The organism is Virgibacillus carmonensis, assembly GCF_057836705.1.
In genome coordinates, this window is the sequence record NZ_JBYQFJ010000181.1 from 1 (window position 1) to 674 (window position 674).

General features: G+C 34.0%; 1 pseudogene. It reads right to left on the reverse strand.

The features are described 5' to 3' along the window. Positions 1-449 (reverse strand): annotated as a pseudogene (locus tag AC3G7N_RS21250) (hypothetical protein); the annotation flags it as partial. Positions 450-674: the final 225 nt, after the last annotated feature.

A 674-nucleotide genomic window follows, 5' to 3' on the forward strand; every position in this document is an offset into this window, starting at 1 on the left:
TTATTAAAAATATCTTTTACAGTAGCATCCATTGTTCTCTTTTGATCGGATTTACTCAACTTTTCCGGTCCTTCATACGTTCGTAATTGTTCTATGGAATCAAAGGGAATAACAGCACTTTTTGTTAGACCGACTTGCATATAAAGCCTTTTATGTTGAATGATAAATGGAGATAACCGAATTGCATTTATTTCACCAATGAAAAATAGAACTCCATAAGCATTCAATCCAAGTATGCCCCAGGAAATGATCACATTCCACTCATGCAATAGGTAATGTAACCCAACTGTTTCCAATACCGTTGCATGAATTAACATGATATAAATAGTAATAACACTTGAATTTTTGTGGTAGGTAAAATAGTTGTCAGCCGCTTCAGGAACTTTTTTTCGCCAACTAAATAATGCATAATAAAACAGCGACATTTCAGAGAGAAGTACTTCTGCCATACGGTTTACAGACAAATGATCTGAGTATGCATTTATGGCTTTTGTATAAAAATATGGGACAGTATTATTAGACCGGAAACTGGATATTATTCTTGGCAGCTTCACAATTATTGTAAATAAAATGTAGAGTTCGAGACAAACGAATATTGATTCAAAAGCTATTATTAAATAGGAAAACATGGTGATTTGCTGCATGTGCTGGGAAGGAATAACGAGATTTGCCAG